The organism is Aquabacterium sp. (genome assembly GCF_049274795.1).
Classification (GTDB): Bacteria; Pseudomonadota; Gammaproteobacteria; order Burkholderiales; family Burkholderiaceae_C; genus Aquabacterium.
Map to the genome: position 1 here is coordinate 26,384 of NZ_JBASTH010000100.1, position 22,491 is coordinate 48,874.

Annotated in this window: 13 protein-coding genes; 4 read left to right on the forward strand and 9 right to left on the reverse strand. The window is 66.8% G+C overall.

The window, feature by feature from the left end; translation table 11 throughout:
* Nucleotides 1-18: 18 nt before the first annotated feature.
* Nucleotides 19-654, reverse strand: a complete 636-nt coding sequence (locus tag WAQ08_RS16855) for a DsbA family oxidoreductase (RefSeq protein WP_422193130.1) — start codon at nt 652-654, stop codon at nt 19-21.
* A 176-nt stretch (nt 655-830) separates the two neighbouring features.
* Here WAQ08_RS16855 and WAQ08_RS16860 point away from each other — a divergent pair, with 176 nt between their 5' ends.
* Both WAQ08_RS16860 and WAQ08_RS16865 read left to right on the forward strand, forming a co-directional pair.
* Nucleotides 831-1,238: an MAPEG family protein gene (locus tag WAQ08_RS16860; RefSeq protein ID WP_422193132.1), complete on the forward strand. Its 408-nt coding sequence runs from the start codon at nt 831-833 to the stop codon at nt 1,236-1,238.
* Nucleotides 1,239-1,321: 83 nt separating this feature from the next.
* Nucleotides 1,322-2,002: a YceH family protein gene (locus WAQ08_RS16865; protein WP_422193134.1), complete on the forward strand. Its 681-nt coding sequence runs from the start codon at nt 1,322-1,324 to the stop codon at nt 2,000-2,002.
* Between the two features lie 4 nt (nt 2,003-2,006).
* Here the strand turns inward: WAQ08_RS16865 and WAQ08_RS16870 are convergent, their stop codons facing one another.
* Nucleotides 2,007-2,564 carry a DUF1415 domain-containing protein gene (locus WAQ08_RS16870; protein ID WP_422193136.1) on the reverse strand — a complete coding sequence of 186 codons (558 nt, stop codon included), beginning with the start codon at nt 2,562-2,564 and terminating at the stop codon, nt 2,007-2,009.
* Nucleotides 2,565-2,665: 101 nt separating this feature from the next.
* On the opposite strand from WAQ08_RS16870, the gene WAQ08_RS16875 reads away from it, so the two are divergent.
* Nucleotides 2,666-3,235, forward strand: a complete 570-nt coding sequence (locus WAQ08_RS16875) for an MOSC domain-containing protein (protein ID WP_422193138.1) — start codon at nt 2,666-2,668, stop codon at nt 3,233-3,235.
* Between the two features lie 25 nt (nt 3,236-3,260).
* Here WAQ08_RS16875 and WAQ08_RS16880 read toward each other — a convergent pair whose 3' ends face one another.
* Together WAQ08_RS16880 and WAQ08_RS16885 are read right to left on the reverse strand one after the other, a co-directional pair.
* A complete protein-coding gene (locus WAQ08_RS16880; RefSeq protein WP_422193140.1) occupies nt 3,261-5,696 on the reverse strand; it encodes a protein kinase domain-containing protein in 2,436 nt (811 codons plus the stop codon).
* Nucleotides 5,697-5,797: 101 nt separating this feature from the next.
* Nucleotides 5,798-6,931 carry a Rieske 2Fe-2S domain-containing protein gene (locus WAQ08_RS16885; protein ID WP_422193142.1) on the reverse strand — a complete coding sequence of 378 codons (1,134 nt, stop codon included), beginning with the start codon at nt 6,929-6,931 and terminating at the stop codon, nt 5,798-5,800.
* A gap of 284 nt (nt 6,932-7,215) precedes the next feature.
* Here WAQ08_RS16885 and WAQ08_RS16890 point away from each other — a divergent pair, with 284 nt between their 5' ends.
* Nucleotides 7,216-8,067 carry an urease accessory protein UreD gene (locus tag WAQ08_RS16890; RefSeq protein WP_422193143.1) on the forward strand — a complete coding sequence of 284 codons (852 nt, stop codon included), beginning with the start codon at nt 7,216-7,218 and terminating at the stop codon, nt 8,065-8,067.
* A gap of 28 nt (nt 8,068-8,095) precedes the next feature.
* On the opposite strand, the gene WAQ08_RS16895 is transcribed toward WAQ08_RS16890, so the two are convergent.
* From WAQ08_RS16895 to WAQ08_RS16915, 5 genes are all read right to left on the reverse strand, one after another.
* Nucleotides 8,096-9,646 carry a diguanylate cyclase gene (locus WAQ08_RS16895; RefSeq protein ID WP_422193145.1) on the reverse strand — a complete coding sequence of 517 codons (1,551 nt, stop codon included), beginning with the start codon at nt 9,644-9,646 and terminating at the stop codon, nt 8,096-8,098.
* The gene (locus WAQ08_RS16900; protein WP_422193147.1) at nt 9,643-16,896 is read right to left on the reverse strand and encodes a cadherin domain-containing protein; all 7,254 of its coding nucleotides are present in this window, start codon (nt 16,894-16,896) and stop codon (nt 9,643-9,645) included. The genes WAQ08_RS16895 and WAQ08_RS16900 overlap by 4 nt, the downstream gene beginning before the upstream one ends.
* 27 nt (nt 16,897-16,923) lie before the next feature.
* Nucleotides 16,924-18,063, reverse strand: a complete 1,140-nt coding sequence (locus tag WAQ08_RS16905) for an efflux RND transporter periplasmic adaptor subunit (protein ID WP_422193148.1) — start codon at nt 18,061-18,063, stop codon at nt 16,924-16,926.
* Between the two features lie 215 nt (nt 18,064-18,278).
* The gene (locus WAQ08_RS16910) at nt 18,279-20,315 is read right to left on the reverse strand and encodes a DEAD/DEAH box helicase (RefSeq protein ID WP_422193149.1); all 2,037 of its coding nucleotides are present in this window, start codon (nt 20,313-20,315) and stop codon (nt 18,279-18,281) included.
* Nucleotides 20,312-22,480, reverse strand: coding sequence for a PqqD family peptide modification chaperone (locus tag WAQ08_RS16915; RefSeq protein WP_422193151.1), 2,169 nt, complete (start codon nt 22,478-22,480; stop codon nt 20,312-20,314). The genes WAQ08_RS16910 and WAQ08_RS16915 overlap by 4 nt, the downstream gene beginning before the upstream one ends.
* Nucleotides 22,481-22,491: the final 11 nt, after the last annotated feature.

A 22,491-nucleotide genomic window follows, 5' to 3' on the forward strand; every position in this document is an offset into this window, starting at 1 on the left:
ACCGGCTGACTCAACTCATCAGCCTTCCGCCGCAATCTGTCTCAAGGCCTGCTCGAACAGTTCCACGGGCTGCCCGCCCTGGATCAGGTGCCGGTCGTTGATGATGACAGAGGGCACCGATCGGATGCCCTGCCCTGCGTAGAACTGCTCCAGCTCGCGCACTTCCTGGGCAAAGCGGTCTTCCTCCAGCACCTGGCGCGCCTGGGCTTCGTCCAGCCCCACCTGCCCGGCCAGGCTGACCAGCAAACCCCGATCGCTGGGATCGCGCCCTTCGGTGAAGTACGCCGCAAACAACGCATGCTTGAGTTCAAGCTGCTGGCCCTGCAGGCCCGCCCAGTGCAGCAGGCGGTGGGCATCGAAGGTGTTGTAGATGCGGCCTCGGCGCTCCATGTTGAACCCGAAGCCTACCTGCAGCCCGCGCTGGCGGATCGCATCGCGGTTGCTGTCGGCCTGCTCGGGCGTGATGCCATATTTCTGCACCAGGTGCTCGGTGATGTCCTGGCCACCAGGGCCCATGTCGGGGTTCAGCTCGAAGGGCTGGAAATGCAGATCGACCTTCAGATCAGGCCCCAGGCGGCCAATGGCCTGCTCCAAGGCATTCAGGCCGATGGCGCACCATGGGCAGGACACATCGGAGACAAAATCGATCTTCATGACAACACCTCGGGCAAACGGATGAATCAGTGTAGGCCGTTGACCAAATCCCTGGCTTCTCGATGCGATCCCTCCCTTCATGGACCGTGCACTGTCGCGGACTTGCATCATTTGACACGAATCGTTGTCAAAAAATAGAATGGCCGGGCTTCTGACACAACGTGGAGACAACACAGATGACGATCGCAAACACTTGCGTGCTGGTGGCTGCCGTGCTGCCGGTGGTGACCATGGGCCTGGCCAAGTTCAGCACTGCTGGCAAAAAGGTGCGCGAAGGCGGCTATGACAACCGCAACCCGCGTGACTGGGCTGCCCGCCAGGAAGGCTGGAAGGCGCGCGCCGCGGCCGCTCAGCACAACGGCTTCGAGGCGCTGCCGCTCTTCGTGTTTGCGGTGCTGGCCGCGCAACAGGCCGGGCTGGACCAGGGCCGCACCGACATGCTGGCCATCGCCTTCATCGTTGCCCGCCTGGTCTACATCGCCATCTACCTGGCCAACCAGGGCGCGCTGCGCTCGCTGGTGTGGGGCGTGGGCCTGGCCATCACCATCGCCATCTTCGCGCCGACCCTGACGCTGGCGCTGTGATGCACCCGGGGCCCCTGGCGTGGTGAGGGGCGTGGTAATGTCGGCGCCCTTGCCGATCATCCCGCCCTGCCAGGAGCCCCGCCTTGACTGCCCGAACGCTCACCCCCACCGAGGCCCGCGTGCTGGCCGTGCTGGTCGAAAAACAGCACACCGTGCCGGACAGCTACCCGCTGTCGCTCAACGCCCTCACGCTGGGGTGCAACCAAAAGACGGCGCGTGAACCCGTCATGCAGCTCAGCGAGGCCGAGGTGCTTCAAGGCATCAATGGCTTGAAAGAGATCAGCCTGGTCAATGAGGTCAGCGGCAACCGCGTGGTGCGTTTCGAGCACAACGCGGCCCGTGGCCTGGGCGTGCCCAGCCAATCGGTAGCGCTGTTGACCATGCTGATGCTGCGCGGGCCGCAGACCTCGGCCGAGTTGCGCCTGCACACGGAGCGACTGCACCGGTTTGCGGACCTGTCGTCGGTCGACGGCTTTCTGGATGAACTGAGCACCAAGACGCCCGCGCGCGTGGTGCGGCTGCCCAAAGGGCCAGGCGAGCGTGAAGCACGCTGGGCGCACCTGCTGTGCGGTGAGGCCGCGATAACAACCGCATCTGGCCCAAGCCAGGCCCTGTCATCCGGCAGCGAGGCTGCCGCCTGGGCCGACGAGTTGGCCGCCCTGAAAGCCGAGCAGCAACGGCAGGCCGAAGAACTGGCCTCGCTGCGCGCGCTGGTCGAGCGCCTGAGCCATGAGCTTGGCCTTAAAGGCGACGACCTGGCCTGAGGCTTCAGCCTTCGCTGAACAGTTTGCGCCAGCCGGCATGACCCAGGCGGCGCAAGGTGTCCATGTTGGTCTCGTAGATGTCCTCGGCTTCCGGAAAGGCCTCCACCGCGCGGTCGATGCTGCTCTCGCGCAGCAGGTGCAAGGTGGGGTACGGCGATCGGTTGCTGAAGTTCTCGATGTCGTCCGGATCGCTGTCGGCGAACTGGTAATCCGGATGGAAGCTGGCCACCTGGATCTCGCCTTCCAGGTCCATCTCCTGCAGCAGGTCGTCCGCCACATCCAGAAAATCGTTGTAGTCCAGAAAGTCGGCCAGCACCTGAGGATGGATCAGCAAGGTGGTGTCGATCTGCGCCGGATCCGCGTCACGCAGCAGGGCCAGTTCATCCCTCAGGGCATCGGCCAGCGCTGCCGGCGTGCTCGCATCGGTCACGGCGTAGCGGATCTGCTGCTTGACGTGCACCGCCTTGGCAAAGGGGCACAGGTTCAGGCCGATGACGGCGCGGACCAACCAGTCGCGGGTCTGCTCGATGACGGGATCGTGGATGGGGCTCATGGCCGCCATTGTCGCCGGCCCGGCTGGATTGCCCCAGCGCGGCATGGTCGCTACGATCAGCGAGCACTTTGCATGATGCCCCCGTTCCTCTCCCTTTGCAGGATGCTCTCTTGACGGCCAAACCGCTTCCCGGTACACCCCGTGATCTTCACTGGCTGGTTCAGCAGTTCCCGCGCCCTGGCCGCCTCGAAGCGATCTGCCTGCGCCCTGCCCGGCGTGAACCGGCCATCCATGTTCCCGCCACCCAGGCCCTGGTGGACCGCGGCCTGGAAGGCGACCACATCGCCGCGCGAACACCCTGGCGCCCCGGCGGCAGCAAACGGCAGGTCACCCTGATCCAGGCAGAGCACCTGCCCGTGATCGCGGCCTTCGCTGCCTTGCCCGCCGTGGATCCGGCCTTGCTGCGCCGCAACCTGCTTGTCTCGGGCCTGAATTTACTGGCCACGCGCGCCCTGTTCCGCAACGAACCCATGGTGCTGCACCTGGGCAACGACGTGATCCTGGAGATCACCGGGCCTTGTGATCCCTGCTCCCGCATGGAAGAGCTGCTGGGCCCGGGCGGCTACAACGCGATGCGCGGCCATGGCGGGCTCAATGCGCGCGTGCTGCAAGGCGGCTCGCTGAAGGTGGGCGATGCCGTACGGTGCCTGCCCGCACCGGCCGGCTTCGAGCCACGCTGAACAGTCCCAAGCCCTTCGGCAAGGCTCATGACGAACGCTGGTTCTGCCCCCGCTCGCGCTCACGCTGGCGCAGCACATCGATCAGCACGTTGAAGGTGCGCGCCAACTGCCCGATCTCATCGCGGTTGCGCACCTGCAGGCTGGCACCGGCATAGTCACCACGCTTGAGGGCATCGGCCGCACCGGTCAGTGCCTTGATGGGGCGCACGATGCTGCGCGCGAACATCAAGGCCAGCCCCGTGAACAGCAGGCCGATCAGCAGCACGCTCCACAGCAGTTGCGTGAAGAGCTTGTTCAGCGGCGCCTCAAAGGCGGAACGTGGCTCGGCCACCCCCACCACCCAGTCGTTCCCCACCACGGGCGAAAAACCCGCGATCTCTTCAGTGCTGCTGATGGTGGACTTGTAGGTGATGTGGCCTTGTTCCTTCGCCCCCACCATGGCACGTGCCAGATCCGGCATGTTCAGGGAGGTGACGGTGTCGCGCTTGAAGCGCTGGTCCGCCCGGATCTTGTCGAGCGTGAGCGCGGGCAGTGTCGTCAGGCTGCTGAAGAGCACCTTCGCATCCGGGTGGTAGATGAGGACGCCATCGCCATCGACCATGAAGGGGGTGAGCGGTGCGCCCTGCCCCACCTGCTCCAGGATGCCATCGAAAGACGCCGAGCGGATGCGCAGCACGACGGCGCCGATCACCTCGTAATCCGGCCCGAACACCGGGTGCGCGTAGAACATGCCCGCCGCACCTGTGGCCGCGCCGACCACGATGCCGGTGATGTGCGGGTGGCCCTTCATGGCCTCACGGAAGTATTCGCGGAAGGCAAAGTTCTTGCCCGTGACCTTGGGGTCACTGGAAACGATGGCCGTGCCCTTGGTGTCCATCAGCATCATCAGGCCGATGTCGGGGTTGGACTTGACCAGACGCTCCAGCTTGTTGCGCATGGTCTCGGCACTGGCCTCATCGGGCTTGGCCAGGAACTGCACGAAGGCTTCGTCCGTGCCCAGGGTGCGCGCCAGGTTCTGGCTGTCGCCAATCAGTTGCGAGACACGCCCGGCCGTGCTGCGGGCCAGTTGCTGCAGGTTGCGCAACTCGCCATCGGAGACGGCCGCGAGGCTACCCTGCAGGTTGTAGTAGCCGGTGATCAGCATGGGCAGCAAGGCAGCCAGTACCATCGCCAGCGACATCTTGATCGCCATGGGCCAGGAGCCGGGGCGCACCACGCGGCGGACGCCACGCCACACACCGAAGGCGATGCGGCGCGGTACCGAACGCAAGGCCAAGTGGTGATGGGGCACATGGTCCGCCGGGTCGTCCGCCGCGTCGCCAGCGCGCAGTGCTTCCTGCAGGCCCAGGCTGGCCGCATGCGAGGCGAACAGGGCCACGCGCCACTGGGCGATGTCCTGCGGGCGATCGGCCGCTTGCAGGGCCAGGGCCCAGTCGATGGCCTTGAGGAAGGATTCGCTGTAGCGGCCCTTGGCGGCCACGGTGACCGGCTCCAGCGGGTCGGCACCGCCACGGCCCACGGCCATGGCGCGGTCCATCGCGTCGGGCGGCTTCTTGCCGGTCACCGTCCAGTACAGGGTGGCGCCCATGGCGTAGATGTCGGTCCAGGGGCCCTGGTCGCCATCCTCGTATTGCTCGATGGGCGCGTAGCCCGGCGTCACGGCCACATCATCTTGTGTGCCGGTGCTCACGGCCTGACGCGCCGAGCCGAAATCCAGCAGCACCAGGCTGCCGTCGCGGCGGCGCACCTGGATGTTGTCCGGCTTGATGTCGCGGTGCAGAAAGCCCATGCCGTGGACCACCGAAAGGCCGTCCAGCAGGGGCTGGATCAGGCCCATCAGTTCCTTCTCGCCGATCTGGGCATGCTCGGGCCACCATGTCTTGAAGGGGCTGCCGCGTTCGTACTCCAGCACCATGTAGGCGGTCTGGTGGGCTTCGAAGAAGCGCGCCACGCGCACGATGTTGGGGTGGCGGAAGGTGGCCAGCGTGCGGCCTTCGACCAGGAAGCTGTCCAGGCCGCTGCGGTAGCGGTCCCGAAAGCGCGAGGAGTGGGCCGACACGGTCTGCCCCGAGGTGCGGAAGGCAATGTCCTCGGGCAGGTACTCCTTGATGGCGACCTTGGTGTTGAGGTTGACGTCGGTGGCCAGGTAGGTGATGCCGAAGCCGCCCTGCCCCAGCACGCGGTCGATGCGGTATTCGTGCAGGCGAAAGCCGGGCGGCAAGGCCAGGGCCGTGCCGGTCTTGGGCTTGAAGGGGCGCAGCGCGGTGGGCGGCGGCACGGGCACGGTACGTACTGGCGCCTGTGCAGCTGGTATTGGTGGCCGAGGGATCGTCGGGGCCTTGACCACCGTTTTCTCGGGGTCGTCCTCAGGCGCGCGCTCCGGCACACGCGGCGTGCCGATCACGCGCGTGATGTCATCGTCCAGCGCAGGGCTTGTGCCCTGCCCGCCAGACGCGCTCATCTCTCACCGAGCCCGAAGGTGCTTGCCATGAGGGCACAGTATGCAGACTGCGCCCCTCGCGCAAGCGCAGAAACGCCCGGTAATTCCGGGAAAAATCCCGCTCAGGCGGCCTCGGCTGCCGTCCCCGTGGGGCTGAGCGTTGGACCGCTGTCACAGGCAGCGCCGCAGCCGGTCTGGACGCCTTCACGGCTCAGCATGATCTTCGCGCCGGGCAGGCCACGGTGCACCTCGGCCTCGCCGTGCTGGGCCAGCAGCGCCATCAGCTTCTTGCGGATCAGCATGCCGGGGCGGTCGCTGTCCATCGAGAACTCGATGCCGCGGCGGCGCACGTCCACCAGCGCATCGGGGTCGGTGGATTCGAGGATGTCCTTGTCCTCGCGCGTGATCACTTCGTCGAAGTCGATCAGCAGTTGGGCCGGGCAGTTTTCTTCCGTGTCGTTGCGGAACAGCCATTGGCACAGTTGGATCGAGCCATCGTCAATGGGCGTGAAGCAGTTGATGATGATGTGGCGCACGCCACCGGGGTACTCGATGTCCAGCCGGCGCGAGAAGGGCTGGAAGTAGGCATTGCGCATGTGGCGCGTGGTGATCGGGTCGGTCACGCCGCTGACGCGCTGGTACTGGGGCGGGTTGGCCGCGTCGATCACGGTTTCCGCATAGAAGCCGGTGTCGTTCTCGACCAGCTCGTACTTGCTGGGCTTGGGCTGGGCGGCCACGCCGAAGGTAGCGCGGTGCACGAAGCTGAAGTGCGAGTTGTCGAAGGAGTTTTCCAAAGCGCGCAGCGGGCTGGTCTCCCAGCGCTCGTAGAACTGGAAGATGGTGCGCCAGCCAGGCGCTTCGAACTCCGGGATCTCGGGGATGTCGGTGACGGGATCCTCCAGCGCCACCCAGGCGTAGCCATAGCGAGCGACGCAGTGGTAGGCCGTGGTCTTGAAGTCAGGCAGGATACGGCGGCCTTCCTCGTACTGGGGGATCTCGACGACGCGGCCGGTGCGGTCGTAGACCCAGCCGTGGTAGCCGCACTGCAGGCGCCCCTTGTTGCACCAGCCCTTGGAGAGCTTGGCCGTGCGATGGCAGCAGCGATCCCTGAGGGCGGCGGGCTGGCCGTGCTCGTCCAGGAACAGGACGATGTTCTCACCAAGCAGGGTGAAGGGCTGGGGCCTGTCGGCCAGTTGGCTGAGCGGGATCACGGCGTGCCAGAAACGCCGGAAGATGGGCTGTTGGGTGGTGAGCATGAGCAGGCTCCTCGTTGAAGCGCCTTGGGGCTGGGCGCCGCGGTTGAACACGAGGGAGCAATTTCCTGGCCGGGCCCTGCCGATCATGGATGGCTGGGGGCTGCTTGAACGCTTCTACTCCGCGCCAGCATTGTCGCAAGCTTCATGCCGACTGTCCAGATGACGCGCGGCATGGCAGAGCACCATGCTGGGGCATGACGCGCCCTCAACCCGCCCGCAGCCCACCCTTACACTGGCGCCTTGCAGTTCCACCACAACCGCGTCCACTTGACGCCTAGGCCCCGATGAGCTGGCACGGCCACCTGACCCTGGACTACCGCCGCGACGGCGAACGCACCACCGCCCATGACCGCCACGACGGCCCCCTTCGGGTGCTGCAACGGCTGTACCCGGAAGGCCCGGGCATCTGCCACCACGTGCTGGTGCACCCGCCCGGCGGCATCGTGGGCGGCGACGTGCTGGATGTGCAGGCCACGCTGGAGGCCGGCAGCCATGCCCTGATCACCACCCCGGGCGCCACGCGCTTCTACAAGAGCGCCGGCCCCGAGGCCCTGCAATCCGTGACGGCGCGGGTGGCCGACGGTGCCCGGCTGGAGTGGCTGCCGCTGGAAACCATCGCCTACCGCACCTGCCGCGCACGCAACGAGATGCGCTTCGAGCTGGCGCCCGGCGCGGAAATGATGGGCTGGGACGTGCTGGCGCTGGGGCTGCCCGCGGCCGGCGAAGCCTTCGACAATGACCCGGGCGGCACGGGCTTCTACACCCAGCGCATCGATTTGCCCGGCGTGTGGCTGGAACAGGGCACCGTGCGCAGCACCGACCGCCTGCTGCTGGACAGCCCGCTGGGCTGGGCCGGGCACCGGGTGATGGGCACGCTGTGGTTTGCAGCGGGGCAGGCATTGCCACGTGAACGACGCGAGGCCTTGCTGGACACGGCCCGCGCCCTGATCGACGGCATCGATCCATCGTTGGGCACGGTACGCGCTGGCGCCACCAGCCCGCATGAGCCCGTGGTGGTGCGCGCGCTGGCGGATCGGGTCGAGCCCTTGATGCGCCTGCTGTCGGGCATCTGGGCCGCATGGCGACCACTGGCCTGGGATCTGCCGCCCGCCACGCCCCGCATCTGGCGAACCTGACGGGGCTATCGCCAGGCTGGCAGCCGGCTCAGGCCATGCTGTGCAGCACCTTCCAGTCCAGCGACTGCACCTGGTTGCGGCCGGCCTCCTTGGCGGCGTACAGGCCCTGGTCGGCACGCTCGATGAGCTGCAGCAGGTTCTGGGTATCACCCAGCCCAAGCTGCGATACCCCGAAGCTGGAGGTGATGCGCAGATTGGGCACGGTGTCGATGGAGGATCCGGCCTCCATCTCGATGGCGTAGCGGATGGCCTCGGCCACGTCGGCCGCCTGCTCCAGGTTGAAGCCGGGCAGCAGCACGCAGAACTCCTCGCCCCCGAAGCGGCACAGCACATCCTGCGTGCGCATGGCGCGCTTGAGCAGGCGCGAGACCTGCTGGATCACCAGATCACCCACGGCGTGGCCATAGGTGTCGTTGAAGTTCTTGAACTTGTCGATGTCGGTCATCAGGCAGGTCAGCGGCTCACCACTGGACTGCGCATGCGCCATCAGGCCCTCAGCCCGCGCGAAGAAGGCGCGGCGGTTGAAGCAACCCGTCATCGGATCGCAGTTGGCCAGCATGGTCAGCTCTTCATTCTGCTTCTGGATCTGGTCACGCGAGGTTTCCAGCTCGGCCAGGGCCGCGCGCAGCTTGGCATTGGCGCGGTCCAGCGCAGTGATGTCGTCCAGGGTGACCAGGCAGCCGCGCGCGTTGCCGGTGGCATCGCGGATGGCGGCGCAGTTGAGCAAGGCGCGGCGCGGCTCGCCGATGGTGTCGGTCAGGTCCACATGCACGCCCAGGATGGGCTCGCTCATGTTGAGCACGCGCTTCCAGGGCGGGATGTCGGATTCGTCGCGCAGGCCCTGGATCAGCCATTCCATCTGGTCGATGGAACGCCCCAGCAGCACGGCGCTGGCCTGCGGGTGGAAGCTGCGGAAGGCTGAGTTGGCCAACAGGATCTGACCATCCAGATCGAGCACCAGCAGGCCTTCTGTCAAGGTGTCGAAGGCCACCCGCACGCGCTCTGGGATGGCCTTGGAGGGATCCAGGTGCTGCAGTACCCGCCGCAGGTACAGGTAGAAGGCGATGAAGCTGACGGTGCTCAGGATGGCAACGAGCTGAACCGTAGGCTGCATCAGCCAGCCGGTCACCGTCTTGGGCCAGGGGGAGTCAAAGCCCACTTCGAGCTGGCCCCAGCGGCCATTGTTGGTGTTGAGCGGCACCACCACGCTGGTGATGGTCGACAGCCCCATGGAGGGTGGCTGCCAGTGCTGCTCATGCTGAGGCGTGGCCACGACCAGGGTGCCGTCTTCCCGGCGGATGGCCACGGTCTGCACGTCGGCAGAGTGCTCGACCAGATCGGTGAACATTGGCTGGATCAGCGGCAGCGACTGCGGCTCGCGCAGCATGCGCTTGACTTGCAGCGCCAGGTGCACAGCCACCTGCTCGCGCACCGTCTGCGTCATGGTGCGCTGATCGGGCAGCAGCTTGAACACCAGGTCCAGCACCATCAGCAGGCCCACCAGCAACGACACCAGCCCCATGCTGATGCGCGCCGTCGGGCTGAGCGACCAGCGCCGGAGCTTGTCCTTGAGCTTCATCCAATCCCTTCCGTCTCACCCTTCAACACATCGACGGAGCTGAACAAATCGGCCGCCTGTGCTTCCATGACGCTTTGCTCGTCGGTGACCTGGCCTCTGTCAAGTCCATTGCTCCCATCGCCATCGCCGTCGGCGTCGGGCGGCACCGGCCCACCCATCACCGGCATCGGGTCGATGGTGCGCCAGGCAGGCACGGTGACCATCATGCTGGTCATCAGGCCGGCCGCCCGGGCAGTCCACCACACCGCGCCCACCGACAATGCCACACTCGAGCCCTGCATGACCGGAGAATCAAGCACCACCAAACGGGATTCCTCCACGGATTGCGCATTGAACGGAATCCGTGTAGGGAAAGTGCCCCCCTGCATACCCGGAATGGGCTGCAGCTGCAGGGTAAGGCGCCCCCTGTCCTTTAGGTCCAGGTTCAGGCGCTCGAGCAACTGCAACAGCGTCGAGCCGTTGGTGGGAGCATCGAAGGGCGGGCGCATGTTCAGCCCGATCTGGAAATCCAGGGCGGGGGCTGCGGGCAGGCCATCTGCGGCGAACGGCCCGGCCGCCGCAGGCAGCATCAGCCCCAAACCCGTGGGAAGGGCCGAAGGCAAGGCGGCCGGCAATGGCGACAGCGCCTCGCTGGCCAGGGCTGTGGCCACATCGCTCTCTCCGTCGGTGGGTGCATCGCCCGTCCCGCCCTCCCGCGCTTGGCCGGTTGATGTCGGCACACGCTCCGTAGCGCTCAACAGTGCGGAAACGGTGTCGGCCGCCATAGGAGGCGACAGCAGGCTGAAGGTGGCCACCGTAGGCGTTAATGGAGTCAATGGAGTCAATGGAGCCAGCCCTGACGAGGCTGCCGGAAGAACAGGCAAAAACCCCGGGGCGGGTGAAGGGGCCTGAGGCACGGGCTCTTCAGGTTCTGGCTGGGGCCCTGGCTGGCTCACGCTCAGGGCCACCAGCTTCTGTGCGCTGTCGCTCTGGCCATCGCTGACGACATAGGCCCAGTCATCCTGACCGGAGAAGCCTGCATCGGCCTGGTAGCGCAGCACGCCGGCCTGGTCCAGGCTGAGCTGGCCGTGGCGCGGCCCCTGCACGACACGGATGCTCAAGGTGTCGCCTTCAACGTCTGCAGCCTGGGCGGTCAGCTCGCTCAAGGTCCACTGCGCCTGTGGGCCTATCGCCAGGTTCAGAACGCCAGCGGTCATCGCAGGCGCGTCGTTGACTGCGTTGATCTGCAGTTGCACCGTGGCGGCCTGGCTGTCGAGCAGGCCGTCACTGGCCACGTAGGTGAAGGCGTCGTTGCCATGGTAGTCGGCATCAGGCCGGTAGCTCCAGCTGCCATCGACCTCGATGTTCAAGGTGCCATGGGCCGGCCCTTGCAGCAGCCTCATCGACAGCGCGGGGCTGTCCACATCCACGTCATTGCCCAGCAGATCCAGGCGGGTGCCGAAGAGCGTGGCGTCCTCGTCCAGCACGAAGCGGTCATTCACGGCCACGGGGGCTTCGTTGACGTTGTCCACGCGCACCACCAGGTCACGCCAGGTGCTCAACTGCCCGTCGCTCACCTGGACACGCACCTCGTAGAGGTTATCGCCATCGGCATCCATCGGCGTTTCATGGTCAGGCGCACTGGCAAAGGACAGCACGCCGGTATCGGCATCAATGCGCAGCCACGAGGCATCCGCGCCACCGGTGAGGCTGAAGCTCAAGGCCCCGCCCGGGGGCAGATCCGGATCGGTTGCGGTGATTTGGCCCACCAGCGTGCTGTTCTCGTTCACGCTGAACAGCGCCCCGCCCGTGAACACCGGCGCGGTGTCGTTGAGATCGCTCACACGCACAGACAGTTGCCGCAAGGTCGTGAAAACGCCATCGCTCACCTGCACGGTCAGCTCATAGACATTGTCTGCATCGGCGTCGAGCGGCGCCTCGTGGTCCGGCGCAGAGGCAAAGCGCAAGGCGCCCGTGGCAGCATCGACCATGAAACTGGCCGCATCCTGCCCCGCCACCAGGCCGTAGACCAAGCCACCCACCGGAGGCGTGGCATCAGCATCGACTGCACTGAGCACGGTCACGGCCTGGGTGTTCTCTGCCACGACAAAGGCGGCGCCCCCTGTGAACACTGGGGCCTGGTCATTGGCATCCAGCACCCGCAACAGCAGGTTTTGCTGGGTGCTCAGCAGGCCATCGCTCACCAGCACGCTCACTTCATAGAGGTTGTCCTGGTCGGCATCCAGGGGCTGCTCATGGTCCGGCGCCTGCAGGAAACGCAGTTCACCCGTGTCCGTGTCGATCGAGAACAGCGCAGCATCGGCACCGCCCTGCAGGCTGAAGCTCAGTCGCTGCACCGGCACATCCAGATCCTGCGCCGTGACCTGCAGCACCGTGGCGCTGTTCTCGGTCACGTCCACCGCGCTGGCGCTGGTGATGCTGGGGGCATGCAGGTTGCTGGGCAGCACGGCCACGGACAGAAGCTGGCTGTCGGTGAATTGCCCGTCCGACACGCTCACCTGCACCTGGTAGATGTTGTCGCCATTGCTGTCCAACGGCACGGCCCACACGGGTGGGGCCAGGAAGCGCAAGGCACCAGTGCCTGCGTCGATGGTGAAGAGCAGCGCGTCATCACCACCGGAGATGCTGTAGTTCAAGACCGCAGCGGGCCGATCGGCATCCACCGCTGTCACCGTGGTCACGTCCAGTCCCAGTTGCACGACATTGACATGGCCCGTGGCACCGCCGCCCTGGCTGGTGATCACAGGCGCGTATTCATTGACACCCAGCACCGTGATGCTCAGTTGCTGAGCATCTGCCCCACCCACGCCATCACTGACACCGACGATGACCTCGTACACCGCATCCGCGTCAGCATCCGTCGGGTTCTCCCGATCCGGCGGGGCGACGAAGCGCAGCACGCCCGTGGTGGCGTCGATCGTGAAGCGAGCCGCATCGGCGCCACCGGTGATGGCATAGCTCAGTGTCTGCAAGGGTTCGTCCGCGTCCTGCGCCGTGACGGCGGTGACCACGCTGCTGCCTTCGGCCACCGACAGGCTGGCCGTGGCACCTCCACCACCAGACGTGATCTGCGGCTGCGCGTTGGTGAAGGACACCTGCAAGGCATTGGAAAACTCGCTGGTGCCGAGGAAATCACCGGCCAGGGTGACCGTGGCCGTGACCCATTCGCCGTCCAGCACGCCGGCCAGGTTGTTCACATTGAAACTGGCCGTACCCGCCACCGGGGTGACCAGGGTCGAGCCCAGGTAGCGCTGCCCTTGCCCGCCCGTGCCACCGCTGGCATAGAACTCCACCCGGGCCACACCCAGGACCAGGGCCGACACCTGCACCTGCCCGCTCACCACGGTGACCGTGCCGTTGCTCACAGCGGTGAGCAGCATCGGTGTGTTGTTGAGAAAGTTGGGGCCGCTGTCCAGATCGCCCGCGTCATTGGCCGTGGGGCCATCCAGCCCCAGATCGATGCCCGGGGCCCCATTGCCGTACAGGCTGTTGCCCAGGAAACTGCCCCCCACACCGCTGAGCATGCCGATGCCCGCACCGCCATTGCCTGCGATGACATTGCCTTCGCCCGGGTTGACACCGCCCACCATCACGTTCGATGCGGCCACCAGCACACCCTGCGTGCCGTTGCCGCGCAGCACGGCACCGCTGCGGTCGGTGCCGATCAGATTGCCCTGCACCACATGCTGAGCCAGCGACACCGCCGACACATAGAAGGCCACGCCAGCCCCGGCATTGCCTGACAGCACATTGCCGGCACCTACGTCGCCGCCACCGACCAGCGATGCCCCCAGTGTGCGGATCTCCACGCCGTTACCGCCGTTGGCCAGCGCTGCACTGCCTGAAGCATCCAGCCCCGCCACATTGCCCTGCAGCACCGTGCGCTGGTTGGCGGCCAGCACACCACCCAGCGTGTTGCCGGAGATCAGATTGCCCTCGCCCACGCCTGTTCCACCGATCGTGGCCGTGCCCAGCCCCGCCAGGGCCACCCCCCAGCCATTGGCCACGCTCACCATGCCGGCGGCATCCGTCCCGATGTAGTTGCCCAGCACGCGCGTCCCTGCGGTCAACCCATCGAGGTAGATGCCGCGCTCCGCGTTGCCACCGATCAGATTGCGCTCGGACAGCGTCGCGCCGCCGATGCGCACCTGGTTGCCCCAGGACTCGATGCCGTCGGACAGGTTGCGCTTGCCTGCGCCCGCATCACTGCCATCCGCATTGAACGAGCCGAGGTAGTTGCCTGTGATGACGTGGTTGTCCGAGCCCGCGTCGATGTGGATCGCATCGCCATTGAAGCCCCTGATCACCAAACCACGCACCGTGCTGCCATCGGCCGTGGCGCCCAGCGTGATGCCGTTGCCCGTGACGCCGTTGCCATCCAGAACGATCAAGGGGTGGCTGCCGGTTCCAGGCTGGCTCAGGCCATCGATCACCACGGCCTGCGTGATGGTCGGCAGTGCACTGCCCAGCACGATCGTGTATTCACCCAGGCTGCCGGCCGTCCCGGTGAAGGCGAAGCGGATCGTGTCCACACCCGGCGTGTTGTTCGCCGCGATCAGGGCTTCGCGCAGCGATACCGCACCATCCGTACCCATCTGTGCATTGAGTTGTTCGATCGTGAAACTGTTACCCAGGCCGGTGTCATTGGTGTCGGCCGTGGTGCTCACCACGAGTTGCGACGAGGCATCGAGCACCCGCACCGTGATGGCCTGCTCGTCATGCCAGGTGCCATCGCTGACACGGACGATCAGTTCATAGGCATTGTCGCCATCGGCATCGACTGGCAACTCGTAATCCGGTGGGAGCACAAAGCGCACGGCGCCCGTCGCCGCATCGATCACGAAACGGGCAGAATCGACACCGCCGCTGATGCTGTAGACCAGCGGGGTTGAGGGCAGATCGGCATCGACCGCCGTGACCGTGGTCACCGTGGTGAGCGTCTCCATGATGCTCACGGTGGCCGCGGCCCCGCCGCCCAGGCTGGTGATGCGCGGCACCTCGTCGTTCACGCCCGTCACCGTGACGGCAATGGCCTGCGTGTCGATGGCCGATCCATCGCTGACCTGAACGATCACGTCATAGACGTTGTCCGCGCCCACATCCTGCGGGGCATCATGGTCCGGCGGCACCAGAAATCGCAGCACACCCGTAACGGCATCGATGGCAAAACGCGCGGCATCTGCCCCACCGGCCAGGCTGTAGCTCAACTGGCCAGCGCCCAGATCGGCGTCCGTGGCGGTGATGGTGATGACCTGGGTGTTGTTCTCGGCCATGGACACGACCGCGCTGGCGCCGCCCCCCAGGCTGGTGATGATGGGCGCTTGGTTGCCCGCCAGGATCTGGCGCTGGAAGAACACGCCGGTGGAGATGCCCGTGTCCGTGCCCGTCCACACCACGACGGCCTGGGCGCCCTGGCTGGCCACGCTGGGCCGCACCTGATCGCCGGCCGTGGTGGTGTTGACGCGTACCTCGGGATCGCCCAAGGTGCCATCGGTCAGGATCTCGCGCCAGTAGATGCCGGCCCCTGAGCCGTCCTGCCCCTGGCTCTGCCAGGCCACGACCGCCCGCCCGCTGCTGTCCATCGACACGCTAGGCGCCGTCTGTGCATCGGCCGTGGTGGTGTTGAGCTTGAACTCGGCACCCAGCGCTGCACCACTGCCCACGGAGAACCAGCGCCCGAAGATGTCGCTGCTGCCATCCTGCGTGCTGGTCCATGCCAGCAAGGCGCGGCCATTGCCGTCCACGGCCAGGCTCGATTCCGATTGCGTGCCCACGCTGCCTTGCGGCACCGTGACCGGGCTGCCGATCGCCGCACGGCTGCTGTCGTAGAACTGCGCGAACACCCCGTCGCCACCACCCGTCCAGCTCAGCACCGTGCCGGAAGGACTCATGGCCACGGCCACCTGGCTGGCCACAGCGCCCGCATTGATCACCTGCGAACCCAGCAGCGTGCCGGCACTGTCCAGCCAGGCCAGCACCACGTTGTTGCCGATGTTCCAGGCCACCGCCGTATTGCCGCTGGCATCCATGGCGACCGCGGGTGTGACCTGCGGGTTGCCGGTGAGCACGCTGCCCAGCAGCCCTTCCAGCAGGTTGGCACCCGCCACGGTAATGCTCGCCGTGCGGGTGCCGGACGCATCGAACACGTCGAGCTTGACATGGGCATCGGCCAGCACCAGGCCCAGCACGCCTGGGTAGTACTCGAAATAGGCCACGGCGGTACGCCCACCCGCATTGCCCGCCACGGCCGAGCCGTAAGCGGTGTACATGTTGTTCACCGTCCCTGACATGGTGGCATCGACACTGCCATCGGCGTTGTAGCGCTGGTAGGCCACGTCGCCACCGGTGTTCCAGATCGCCGTGAACCGCCCTTGCCCATCCATGGCCACGCTGCGCGGCCCGGTGGTGTTCTCGGCCACCAGCGCAGTGGCCGTGTGGGCGGCGGTCTGGCCGCCATTGGCTTGCACCAGCAACTGCCCTGTCCATGTCTCCACGCCGCCCACGCCCATCAGGCCGGCCGCCTCGATGGGGCCGGTGTGGTGCTCGAGCACCCAGTCACCACCCAGTGCGGCATTGGCGCTGAGGTCATCACTGGCCGCGACATCGGCCCCTGTCAGCAAGGCCATGTCGGCCACCAGGGCACGGCCGGCCGGCGTGGCAGCCAGGTCGCAGCCATAGAGCAGCAGGTCGGCATGCTCGCTCAGCGCCGTGCTCCATGAGGTGAGCGCCTGGGCTTGCCCGGCCAGGGTGGAAGCGTCGATCCGGGTGGTGCCAAGTTGCAGCCCCTGTGCATCCGCATGCGCCAGGATGTGCACGGCATCCATCTGGTGCATCGAAGCCAGCGTCGCGGTGATGAAGGCCAGGCCATCCTCACCCGCCGGGATCGCCACGACCTGCAGGTCGCGCCCCGAGTCTTGCCGTGCAACCTGGCGCAGCGCATCCAGCAAGTCTCCGGCACCGTCCATGCTCATGTCCACAAAGGCCACTTCATGGCGCACGGGCGAAGCAGCCGTGTCGGCTGGCGCTTCGGGCTGGGCGACATACCCCGCCGCATGGCCCCCGCTCAAAGGCGCCAGCATGTACTGCAGGCTCAGCGATGCCGCAGCAGAGGCGTGATCAGGCGGCTGTCCCGTGCTCAGCGCAGGGCAAGGCAAGCCCACGGCCTGGGCCAGGTCCGCGGAATAGAGCAACCGTGCCTCGAGTTCTTCGAACACGAAGCGCGGGCCTCGACATCCAGTCGTTGCCGACATGTCGACGACTCCCAGAACATAGGAACCTCATCGCAAGGACAGCAAGGGGCGATCAGTATCCAGTGACGACAAACGTGGCACGGACAACTGGGACGACATGGAGAGCCGGGGCTCCTTCGACGTCAGGTATTGCTTGACCAGCATCCGCTCGGGGGCCTGTGAGGCCGTGGCCAGGCGTGTGGACAGCTGAGAGACGGGCCGCGCCTGGTCTGGCACCGTCTGAGGGGAAACAGCTTGCTGCACCCGCGTCGGCTGCGTGGCGGCGACGGGTGTCGGGAGTGTCTTGGGCGGCTTGGCGGGCAGTGGCGCCTTGGTGGGCGTGACCGCGCCGGGTTGCGCGGGCGCAGAAGGCGCAGCCGGCGGCAACGATGAAGCGAAATCCACCCGGCAACGCAAGCCCGAGGGGATGCGGTTGTCGGGATTGGGCAGTGTCAGCCGCACGCGGAAACTGTTGGAGGCTGGGTCGATCACCCGGTCCACCAGCACCACCTTGGCGGACAGCGCGTTGAAGTTGGGCAGATCGGTGCGGATCGTCGCCACCTGGCCCATGGCGATGCTGCCGAACTGCGAGGCCGGCACGATGGCCTCGACACGCAAGGGATCGATGCGGGCCACCCGCACCACCGGTTCACGCTCGATGCGCTCACCTTCGGTGCGGTAGCGTTCGATGACGATGCCATCGAAAGGGCTGCGCACATCGCGCTGGCCCAATTGCGCGGCCGACAAGCGGTATTCGCGCTGGGCCACCTTCTGGGATTCACGGGCCTGCGACACCCGTTGTTCGGCCACACGGTACTCGGCATCGGCCTGGTCAACGGCCTGGTCGGAGACGAACTCCTGCTTGAGCAGATCCTTGGCGCGCTGCCATTTGCGCTGCGCCAGTTCCGCCGCGGCGATGGCCTGGCGCAGTTCGGCGTCCGCCTCGGAGCGTGCCTCGGCAATCGACACCGATGCCCGTTCGACCTGGGCAGACAGGCGTGCCAGCACCTGCCCGGACACCACCTGATCCCCTCGCTCGACCAGCATGCGTTCAAGCACGCCGATGAACTGGCTGCCGACATCGGCCACGCGGTCGGGCTCGACCAGGCAGCCCATCACCTCGGCATGCGCCGATGCCAGCACCGAGGCACTGGCCATCAACGTCATCAGGGGTTTGAGGAAGGACATGTTCAGGCTTGGCTCACGTAGGCAATGCCCGCTTGAAAGCGAATCTGGTTTTCATCTCATGGTACTGATCGGCATGCCACGGCAAAACTTGAGCCCTTCTCAAAAAGACCTGGGCGCCAAGGCTTACCGCACAATTTGATGTTGTACCTTTATCGCGCTCCGTAACGCGGGATAAAAGGCGAAAAACCCTGCTGAGCGCGCCAAAGGTGCAGGGTTCAGACCCCGCCGTCGCGCCCTGCCCACGCCAACTGGCGCCGCATGGCCCACTGCATCTGTAGTAAATGCCAGCGGCGCCAGAAGGCGCGGCGCCCTTCCTGGTGCTGGATCAAGCCGCACAGCGCCCTGGCCAAGGCACCCGCCTCCGCCTGATCGCCTGCGGCCACGCGCAACAGCCAGGCTTTCCAGCCCTGCGTTGCCCAGGCGTGGATCGCGTCGTCAGAACGGGCCAGGACGCATTCGAACGATCCTGGCTGCCCTTGCCGTGCCGACCGCCCGTACAGCTGTCGATCGATGCGGCGCGAGGCATTGAGGTGCGTGTTCACCACGTGCAGCCCGCCTTGCGCCAGCACGGGCGGCGTGACGTGGATGTCGGTGCCGCGCCCCGCCATGTGCGTGGCCACGGTGATCGCGCCAGCCAAGCCTGCCTGCTCGATCACATCGCGCTCGGCTTCACCTTCCTGCCCGTCATGGCGCGCATTGAGCACCCGGTGCGCCAGCCCCTGCGCCTGCAGCACGGCAGACAGGCGCTCGGAATCGGCCACGGTGTCGGTGCCCACCAGCACGGCACGGCCTTGCGCCACCTGCCGCGCCACACGCTGCGCCACCAGCGCCCATTTGGCGCGGGCATCCGCGCACAGCGCCATGCCCAGATCCTGCCGGCGGCCAGGCTGCTTGAGCGGCACCTGCAGCACCGGCAGGCCATAGATGGCCAGCAGCTCGCGCCGCTCTTCCCACAGGGTGCCGCTCAGCCCGCACACGTGGTGGTAGCGGGGAAAGAACTCCTGGTAGGTGGTCTGCGACACGGTTTCCGTCTCCGGCGTGGCCACCAGCCCCTCCTTGATGCAGACCATCTGGTGCAGCCCGCGCGACCAGGCCCGGCCGATGGCCAGGCGCCCCGTGGGGCCATCGATGATGTGCACTTCGCCATCGCGCAGCAGGTAGTGCGCGTCTCGCTGCAGCACGTGCAACGCCGTGAGCGCCAGGCTCACCTGCTCTTCGCGGTAGCGCTTGAGCTTCCAGGCGCCTTGCAGATTGGCCGACAGTGAGGCCAGGCGCTCCTGGCCCGACTCATGCCATGTCAGCTCGTGCTGTGCCCTCCACTCGAAATCCCGCCCCGCCTGCATCTGGCGCGCCAGGAACAGCGAGAGCCGGTGCTGCTGCTCGGTCTGGCGGGATGGCAGAGCCTGCGACAGCACCAGGGGCGTGCAGGCCTCGTCGATCAGGATGCTGTCGGCCTCGTCGATCACGGTCATGCACAAGCCGCGCAACACCACGTCCCCCTCCTGGCCCTGTGCACGCGCGGCACGATCACGCAGGTGGTCAAAGGCCACTTCCTTGGCCGTCACGTAGAGCACGTCGTGCTCATAGGCCAGGCGGCGCTCGGCGGCGGTGCTGGCTGCGGTGATCCAACTCACCCTCAGCCCCAGCGCGACATACAGTGCAGCCCACTGCTCCGCATCGCGCCGTGCCAGGTAATCGTTGGCCGTCATCACGTGCACGGGTACACCGGCCAGCGCGGCCACGCCCGCCGCCAGCACCACGGTCAGGGACTTGCCCTCCCCCGTGGCCATCTCGATCAGCCGGCGCCCCAGCATCCACCAGGCGCCCGAGAGCTGGACATCGTGCACCTGCCAGTTGCGCTGCTGTGCCACGCGCAGGCACACCAGGCCCATCGCCCGTGCGGCCAGGGCATCGGTGAAGCCTTGCACCGACAGCGCGGCCCTCAGGCGGTCCACGTGCTCATCCAGTTCAGCCGGCGCCAAGGCTGTCCACCGGGCCTGCGCCTCGCGCACGCTCTGGACGAAGCGTCGCGTGCGCCCCGCCGACGGACGGCCAGGCATGCGCCACCGCGCCTGCAGCCAGGCCCAGGTCGGGCTGGCCGACAACGCGGGCACCTCGCGCTCCGGATAGGCCCCCAGCACGGAGCCAGGCACGGGCAGGTGCGCCCCCAGGGCGATGCGCTCGGACCAGATCGCGTGAGGCGTGAGGTGCCCAGCGCGAGGCGACTCGGCCTTGGCAGGCAGCGGTGTCATGCCCTCACATCCGAGAAGTGCTTGAGCAGCAATTGCCGCAGGCGCTGCAGCACGGTGTCCAGCAGGCTTTGCGGCGCCAGATCCAGCCGCACACGCGCCAGCCCACCCGCGCGTGCCAGCCCGTGGTTGAGCTGCACGTCCACCACATAGGTGGGCTCCATGGGGCGCAACCCTTCCTCGTCGGACGGATCGGTGGGCACACGTCCGCCCTTGCGGTCACCCATGGTGGCCTGGGGCAGGCGGTCGGTGGCCGCTGGCACCTCGCGCAGCAGGTGCGCCGGCATCGCATGGCCCGGGGATTCGTCGAGCATCACCTGCACCGTGCGCAAGCGGTGGCGCACGCTGTCGATGTCACGTTGGGGCACCACGGCACGGATCACCGCCGGCCGGTCGTTGAGCACATGGGCCAGCACCTGGCCGCGGTTCACCTGCAGGCCTTCGAGATCCTCCTGGCGGGACATCACGAACCTGCCGGATGTGCCCGCACGCAGCACATTGGCTGCCAGATCCCGGTCGACCTGGGCCAGCGTCGCCCGATCACGCGCCAGGGCTTCCTGGGCATTGCGCATCTTCAAGGGCTCGCTGCCGAACGAGGCGTTGAACTCGGCTTCGGAGCGTTCGATTTGCGCCTGCAGCACTTCGCGCTGGGCACTGAGCGTGGGGGATTTCAGCGACACCAGCTTGGCGCCCTCTTCCACCGGCGTATCGCTGCGCGCCCACACCGTTTCGACCTCGCCATCGGCGGCGGCCCGCACCAGGGCATCGTCAGGCAACCAGACCATGCCCTCCACCACCATCGACGAAGGCAACGGCACCAGCATCGCGGCAGCCCCGCCCAGCACCACCGCCCCGCCCACGGCCGTGACCAGCCGCCCACGCAGCGCCGTGACGCTGGGCTGGGATGCCAGCGCCTGCGTCCACGCCCAGATGGGCTGGGCGAACAGGGTCCAGAAGGACCACGCCGCCACGCCCACGCCCAGCCAGGTGGCCTTGTCGGCCGCCCAGCTCACGATCAGCGCACTGACCGCGACGCGGTACACCCACGAGGCCGGCGCATACAGCCACAAGGCCCAGCGCTCGAACGCGTCGGCCGCGGTGACGTTGTTGTCGAACGCATCGCGCCGCACGCCCAACAGCCCCATGAACAGCATCCGCCAAACCTGTCCCATCGTGCGGCCGCTTCGGCCCGCAAGGTTGGGCAGGTCCAGCGTGTCGCACAGCACATAGTAGCCGTCGAGCTTCATCAAGGGGTTGCCGTTGAACAGCAGCGTGGACAGGCCACCCAGGCTCATCACCACGAAGCTGGCTTGGCGAACCCAGCCGTCTTCGACATTCAGCCACACGATGGCTGCCAAGGCCGCCAGGGCCAGCTCGACCCCGATGCCCGCCACGCTGATGCGCGCCCGCTGCCAGCGGTTGACCAGCCGGTTCGACGAACTGGCATCCACATAAGGCATGGGCACGAACATGAAGAAGTTCACCCCCACCTCGGGCACCTCGCAGCCATAACGCCGCAGCGCCAGTGCATGCCCCAGTTCGTGCAGGGCCTTCATCAGCGGGTAGATCACCCAGGCCGCGGCCAGATAGCCCGGCGACATGAAGTAATGGCGACCATAGGCCAGCACTTCGGACAGGTTCACCAGCACGGCCCAGGTGGCCCCGATCACCAGCAGGAACCAGAAGGCCGTGGCCCAGCTGTTCCAGAACAGCCTGCCCAGCGGCACCAGGCGCTCGAGCATGGCCGAAGGGTTGAACAGTCCCAGCCTGAACGACAAGGGGTTGAGGCGGGCGCGCTTTTCCTTGCGATGGCGCTCGTGGCCATCCTTGACCAGTTGCCGCACATCGGGCGCCACCTCGGCCTGGATCAGGCCAGCATCGGTCATCTGGCCGAGGATGCGGATCACGTCGTGCTGCGAAGGGACCTCGTCGCCCAACTGATCGAGCAACACACTCCAGACCTCATCCACGCTGTGCCGGCCATCGAGCCGGCCGACCAGCTCATACGCCTGGGCATTGACGCGGTGATAACGCCCGGTGGCCTGGTTGAACATCACGTACCAGGCCTGGCCGCGCGTGGTCTGCATGCGCACCGACACGTGCGGCTTGAGCCGCGGGTGCAGCGCCGAGATGCGGTACCAGTAGGGAGACAGGAGGGTGTCCTGCATGATGCGCCCCG